This window comes from Xanthomonas sp. WHRI 1810A (assembly GCF_040202885.1).
Taxonomy (GTDB): Bacteria; Pseudomonadota; Gammaproteobacteria; order Pseudomonadales; family Pseudomonadaceae; genus Aquipseudomonas.
In genome coordinates this window covers 110,406-116,850 of the sequence record NZ_JBEGED010000018.1, presented here as the reverse complement: position 1 = coordinate 116,850, position 6,445 = coordinate 110,406, and the positions used below count along the sequence as shown (strand labels likewise).

At 62.5% G+C, this 6,445-nt stretch carries 6 protein-coding genes; 3 read left to right on the top strand and 3 right to left on the bottom strand.

Annotated elements, in window-relative coordinates:
* The first annotated feature begins 375 nt into the window (after nt 1-375).
* Nucleotides 376-1,125 carry a hypothetical protein gene (locus ABQX22_RS22695; RefSeq protein WP_349802114.1) on the top strand — a complete coding sequence of 250 codons (750 nt, stop codon included), beginning with the start codon at nt 376-378 and terminating at the stop codon, nt 1,123-1,125.
* Between the two features lie 60 nt (nt 1,126-1,185).
* On the opposite strand, the gene ABQX22_RS22690 is transcribed toward ABQX22_RS22695, so the two are convergent.
* The 3 genes from ABQX22_RS22690 to ppnN all read right to left on the bottom strand — a co-directional run bounded on the left by ABQX22_RS22690 (nt 1,186) and on the right by ppnN (nt 3,878).
* The gene (locus tag ABQX22_RS22690) at nt 1,186-1,632 is read right to left on the bottom strand and encodes a CBS domain-containing protein (RefSeq protein WP_349802113.1); all 447 of its coding nucleotides are present in this window, start codon (nt 1,630-1,632) and stop codon (nt 1,186-1,188) included.
* A 157-nt stretch (nt 1,633-1,789) separates the two neighbouring features.
* Nucleotides 1,790-2,380: a GNAT family N-acetyltransferase gene (locus ABQX22_RS22685; protein WP_349802112.1), complete on the bottom strand. Its 591-nt coding sequence runs from the start codon at nt 2,378-2,380 to the stop codon at nt 1,790-1,792.
* Between the two features lie 124 nt (nt 2,381-2,504).
* A complete protein-coding gene (gene ppnN, locus ABQX22_RS22680; RefSeq protein WP_349802111.1) occupies nt 2,505-3,878 on the bottom strand; it encodes a nucleotide 5'-monophosphate nucleosidase PpnN in 1,374 nt (457 codons plus the stop codon).
* A gap of 336 nt (nt 3,879-4,214) precedes the next feature.
* Here ppnN and ABQX22_RS22675 point away from each other — a divergent pair, with 336 nt between their 5' ends.
* Together ABQX22_RS22675 and ABQX22_RS22670 are read left to right on the top strand one after the other, a co-directional pair.
* Nucleotides 4,215-5,741 (top strand): catalase, encoded by a 1,527-nt coding sequence (locus ABQX22_RS22675; protein ID WP_349802110.1) that lies wholly within the window; start codon nt 4,215-4,217, stop codon nt 5,739-5,741.
* A 63-nt stretch (nt 5,742-5,804) separates the two neighbouring features.
* Entirely contained in the window at nt 5,805-6,443 is a 639-nt protein-coding gene (locus tag ABQX22_RS22670; protein ID WP_349802109.1) for an ankyrin repeat domain-containing protein, read from the top strand.
* The last annotated feature ends 2 nt before the right edge of the window (nt 6,444-6,445 follow it).

Below are 6,445 nucleotides of genomic sequence, written 5' to 3'. Positions count from 1 at the left end.
TGGGAGCTGGCTTGCCTGCGATCTGGCGCGCAGCGGCAGTGAAACCTGTGCATTCGGTTTTACCCTGACACACCTCAAGCGTCTGGTTTCAGGACCGCTTCGGTCGGACGCGACCCCGGGCCCATCGCAGGACAAGTCAGCTCCCACGGCCTGCGGCCAGAATCAAAACCGGCTGCGAAGCGTCGTACACGTACGCCGCATCTGTAGCGCCTGAATCATCGTAATCGCGGGCAAGCGCGCTCCTACGGGGGGGAGCCCGTTCCATCGGGTGAGTATTCGCGCCTGCGCGGGTGGCACTTTTCCGCTATCTGGTGCTCTATGCAACCCTAAACGCGGCGATAGGCGCTACGTCCCGACGGTTGAAGCTTTGGATTCATGCGTTCTTTTTACCCTCATTTCTCGCGCCGCTTGCACGCTCGTCACGCATTGCCCCTCTGCCTGCTGGCGCTGTGTGCAACCGGTTGCACACAGCAGGACGGTCGCGACGTCGCTCGGCAGTTTTCCGAAGGCAAACCCCAGGAGTTTTTTCAGACCAGCGTCGATCGCATGGCGACCCTGGCCATGCGTGACAACCTCGACAGCCTGTACCTGCTGATGAACAAGCTGTACCTGCGCAACCCCGCTGAATGGAAAAAGTCCGGTTTTATCGATGCCCGCACGGCGGAAGCGCAAGTGCGCAACGCCATCGAGCAACAGCAGCCGTTGCCCGCGCTAGGCGACCGGCGCGACCTTGCGGCGTTGAGCTATTCATTGAGCCCGGCGTTTTTGGGGGATCGAGTCGGCGCCTTTATCTACGCCATCGGCAGCATGTTGGTGAAGGCCCATGGCGGCCGCACCGAGTTCTTCCTGACCAGCAAAATCAACCCGACCTTTGTCAACAACGCCGCGCGCAATATCGAAAAAGCCACCTGGCTGTTGAGTCAGCGCCAGAACGCCAACGGTGACCTGCTGCTGTTTTCCAACGAGATATCGGAGGAGGGCAGCAACCTCAGTTTCGCCACCGAATTCGGCAAGATCGTGGCCCGTCTGGATTTGCTCACGCAGATGCTCGATGAGCGCTACCGGCGCATCGGGCTTAACTACGCGCAGAGCTTGCTGTTTCTCAACTTCCTGCCGATCCAGTGAGGGCCTGCTTTCTCAGCGGGCAAAACGCTGGTCATGCCCGGCACCCAGCCAACTCCGTACTCAAGAAATCTCCCCACGAATGTATTGCTCCATGGTTTTGATCAGCTCGGCCTGTTCGGCGATGGCTTCTTTTACCAGGTCGCCGATGGACAGCAGGCCGATGAGTTGACCGTCGTCGACCACGGGCAGGTGGCGCAGGCGCATGTCGGTCATGATGCCCATGCAGGTGTCCAGCGTGTGGTGCGGGTCAACGGTGCGGACTTCGCGGGTCATGATGTCGCTGACCGGGGTGCCGATGGACGATAGGCCCTTGAGCACCAGTTTGCGCGCGTAGTCCCGTTCACTAAGGATGCCGACCACCTTTCCATCACTGAGCACCGGGACCGCGCCGATGTTTTGATCGGCCATGAGCCTGAGGGCGTCGATGACCATGTGTTCGGGCGTGACAGTGTGCACGTGCCCGAGATGTTGGGCTTTGAGCTTGAGTAGTTCGGCGACGGTCTTCATGGTGGGCCTCTGCGGCGCTTATGAGTCGGGCGGCCGCGAATGCAGGGCGGGCCGTGCATAGAGAATCGTTGAGAGATGCCCATCCGGCAAGTGCGAAAGCGGCGCCCGGGCGCATGAATCACGCCACGGTGCCGCCGGGCTCAAGATCAACCGGGCTTCAGATCGGCTTGCGCCCCACGCGCCGGGGGCGCGACACCACCGACTCGATGTTCTTGCGCCCGATCAGCAACGGGCTTTTGGCCTTGCGCGACGACGGCTCCTCGCCCAGCCATTTGTACATCACCAGGCAATCCACCAGGCCCAGGCGGGCGTGGCGGTAGGCCCGGGGCAGGCGGCCCACGGTCTCAAAGCCCAGCTTCTGCCACAGGGCCACCGCCACTTCGTTGGTGGCCACCACCGAGTTGAACTGCATGGCCTCAAAGCCCTGTTCCCGGGCCAGCTGTTGCGAGTGCTCGCACATCAGCCGCGCGACACCACGCCCGCGCGCGGCCTCGGTGACCATGTAGCCGCAATTGCTCACGTGGCTGCCGGGGCCGGCGGCGTTGGCCTTGAGGTAGTAACTGCCGAGCAGCACACCGTCTTCTTCGGCGATCAGCGTGCGCAGCGGGTAGTCGAGCCAGAGGTGCCGGGCCTGCTCGCGGGTCAGGGCCGGGTCATAGGCGTAGGTTTCCCGGGCGACGATGACGGCCTGGAAGGTGGGCCAGAAGACCTCGAAATCATCGGCGGTCATGGGGCGGAGGGTGATCATGGGGAGTCCTGCTGAGATTTGAAACGGTAGGAGCGCGCTTGCCCGCGATTGAGGTGTGTAAGGACGCCAGTGTCACAGACCTATCTCTATCGCGGGCAAGCGCGCTCCTACAGTAAGACGACCGTCAGGAAACAACCCGATAACACGGCTCATACGCCGCGCCGCCGGGCAGTTTCATCCGGTGCTGTTCGACGAACGCCTGCAGCAGCTTGTCCAGCGGCTGCATCACGGCAGCATCGCCGTGGATTTCGTACGGGCCGTGTTCTTCGATCAGGCGGATGCCCTTGTCCTTGACGTTGCCGGCGACGATCCCGGAAAACGCGCGGCGCAGGTTGGCGGCCAGCTCGTGGGGCGGCAGGTCGCGGCGCAGTTGCAGGGCGGCCATGTTGGCGTGGGTCGGGTCGAACGGGCGCTGGAAGCCTTCTTCGATCTTCAGCAGCCAGTTGAAGTGGAAGGCGTCGTTGCGCTCGCGTCGGAACTGGCGCACGGCCTTGAGCCCCTCAGTCATCTGCCGCGCCACCTGGGCCGGGTCGTCGATGATGATTTCGTAATGACGCTGCGCCGCTTCGCCCAGGGTGGCGCCGACGAACGCGTGCAACTGCTGCAGATACGGCGCGGTGCTTTTCGGCCCGGTCAGGATCACCGGGAACGGCAGCCCCTCATTGTCCGGGTGCATCAGGATGCCCAGCAGGTACAGGAACTCTTCGGCCGTGCCAGCGCCGCCCGGGAAAATGATGATGCCGTGGCCGACCCGCACGAACGCTTCCAGACGCTTTTCGATGTCCGGCAGGATCACCAGCTCGTTGACGATGGGATTGGGCGCTTCGGCGGCGATGATGCCGGGCTCGGTCAGCCCCAGGTAACGGCCGCCGGTGATCCGCTGTTTGGCGTGAGAGATGGTCGCGCCCTTCATCGGGCCTTTCATCACGCCCGGACCGCAGCCGGTGCAGATGTCCAGCTTGCGCAGGCCCAGCTCGTGCCCGACTTTCTTGGTGTATTTGTATTCTTCGGTGTTGATCGAGTGACCGCCCCAGCAGACCACCATTTTCGGCTCGACACCGGCACGAAGGGTGCGGGCGTTGCGCAGCAGGTGGAAGACGTAGTCGGTGATGCCCTGTGAGGTGCTCAGGTCGATGCGCTGGCTGTCCAGCTCACTCTCGGTGTAGACGATGTCGCGCAGGGCGCTGAACAGCATTTCCCGGGTGCTGGCGATCATTTCGCCATCGACGAAGGCGTCGGCCGGGGCGTTGAGCAATTCCAGGCGCACGCCGCGGTCTTGCTGATGGATACGGACTTCGAAGTCCTTATAGGCCTCAAGGATGGTCTTGGCGTTATCGACGTGTGCGCCGGTGTTGAGGATCGCCAGGGCGCATTGGCGAAAGAGGTTGTAGATGCTGCCCGAACCGGCTTCGCTCAGTTGGTGCACTTCGCGCTGAGACAGTGTTTCGAGGCTGCCTTTGGGGCTGACCGTTGCGTTGATTACGTGTCTTGGAGCCATTCTGAATTCCCTGAAAGCTAAACCACCAGGCCGGCAGTGGCGGGTGGCGGTGAAACGGTGGATGCGCTGGGCGCCCACGCTTGGGCGCCATTTTCTACGGCGTTCGAGGGGGAAAGCAAACGCCGTGACGTGAAACATCAGTCCGGGCCCGGCGCGGGCCCGTGCCGTGGCCCTCAGCCTGCGCCTTTCCCGGCTGTTTAACGCGCCCGCGTGCCACGGGCGTTCCCTGTCTCCCTAATTGGACCTGCCTATGGCGACTATAAATCCACCGGACTAACCGCACCGGCGTCGACAGGTCATGCTTTTTGTTCAACTCAAGAAGAAAGGGAATCAACGATGTCCAGTAAATTTGCCGCGCTCCCGCTGTGTGCGCTGATCGCAAGTTTGAGTTCGGGCGCGTTTGCCGCTGACACGTTCACCCGGGATTCCGGCGCCCCGGTGGGCGACAACCAGAACTCGCAAACGGCCGGGCCGGACGGTCCAGTGTTGCTGCAAGACGCGCATCTGATCGAGAAGCTGCAGCGCTTTGACCGTGAGCGCATTCCGGAGCGCGTGGTTCATGCCCGTGGCACCGGGGCGTTTGGCGAGTTTCAGTCGTCAGGTGATATCAAAGACCTGACCCGCGCCGAGGTCTTCAACCCTGGCACCAAGACACCGGTGTTCGTGCGCTTCAGCACCGTCATGGGCTATCGCGGTTCGCCGGAACAGGCCCGCGACCCCCGTGGTTTCGCGGTCAAGTTCTACACCACGCAGGGTAACTGGGACATGGTCGGCATCAACCTGCCGGTGTTCTTCATCCGCGACGCCATCAAGTTCCCGGATTTCGTCCACGCCAACAAGCCAAGCGCGGTGACCGGCGTGCAGGACCCGAACCTGGCGTTCGATTTCTTCGCCCACAGCCCCGAAGCCACCAACATGCTGACCCGGCTGTATTCGGTGCAGGGCATGCCGGATTCGTACCGGCACATGGACGGTTCGGCGGTGCACGCGTTCAAGTTCGTCAACGCCAAGGGTGAGGTGCATTACGTCAAGTTCGCCTGGAAGAGCCAGCAGGGTCTGCACGGTTTTGAGCCCAAGCAGATTGCCGACTCCATCGGCAAGGACTGGAACCTCATGAGCAACGACCTCTACGGCGCGATCAAAAAGGGCGACTATCCGAAGTGGGATTTGTACATCCAGACCCTGACGCCGGGCGAACTGGGCAAATTCGATTTCAACGCTCTGGATGACACCAAGGTCTGGACCGGCGTGCCGGAGCAGAAGGTCGGCACCCTGACCCTGAACAAGGTCCCGGACAACTATTTCGAGTCCACCGAAGAGTCGGCCTTCGCGCCGTCGCGTCTGGTGCCGGGCATCGAAGGCTCCGAAGACCGCATGCTGCAAGGGCGTCTGTTCTCCTACGCCGACACCCAGATGTACCGCCTGGGCGCCAATTACCAGCAGATTCCGGTCAACCGCCCGTTGACCAAGGTGAGCAACAATTCCCAGGACGGCGCCATGAGCAACAGCGGCCGCAGCGGCGAGGTCAACTACGAGCCGTCGGGGGTCAAGGAAATCGCCCAGGACTCGCAATACAAATACGCCAGCACCCCGGTCAGCGGCGTGACGCAGCAGATGGCGATCAAGAAAACCGCCAACTTCCTGCAGGCCGGCGAGTACTACCGTGGACTGTCGTCCAGCGGCAAGGAATCGCTGATCGAAGCGTTGAGCGGCGACCTAGGCCATGTCACCAACGACGCCAACAAATACGCCATGCTCTCGTACTTCTACAAGGCAGACGCGGACTACGGCACACGTCTGGCGAAAGCGACGCATGCTGACGTCAGCCGTGTCGAAACCGCCGCCAAGGCGCTGCAGGACTGATCGCAGCGGCTTTGATCGACCCACCTCGTGCAACGGGGTGGGTCGTTTACGTGGAGGTTTTCGATGGGTGTTTTTCGATACAAACGGACGTGGGCTTTGCTGTTCGCGTTATTGGTGGTGTTCGCCGGGTACCGGGCCGCGCACTTGTTGTTCCCCAATGTCTGGTTACCGGCCAGCACTGATGCTTTCCAACAGGAGGCAGTGCAACGGGTCGATCCGCACCGTTACGACAGCCAGTGGTTCGACGCCGCGCGGGCCGGGCGGGGCGACATTACCGACGCGCTGCTCAAGGCCGGTTATCCGGCGAACAGCCGCACCGGCGCGGGCTACACGGCGCTGGTGCTGGCGACGTATCACGGCGATCTGGAGGAGGTCGCGCTGCTGCTCAAGGCCGGTGCCGATCCGTGCATTCCCGATCACAGCGGCAACACCGCGTTGATGGGGGCGTTGTTCAAGGGCGAACTTCAGGTGGCGCAGCGGTTGCTTGACCTGTGCCCCATCGAGCTGAGCAACAACGCCGGGCAAACGGCGTTGTCCTTCGCTGCGTTGTTCGGCCGGCTGGATATCCTGCCGGAGCTGGTGCGCCGGGGCGCCGACCCCGAACACCGGGACGCCAACGGCAACACCGCGATCATGATCGTCCGGCAGCAGGGCAACGACACGGCGGTCGCAGCGCTGGAAGCGTTGGGCGCAAGGCGTTAAGG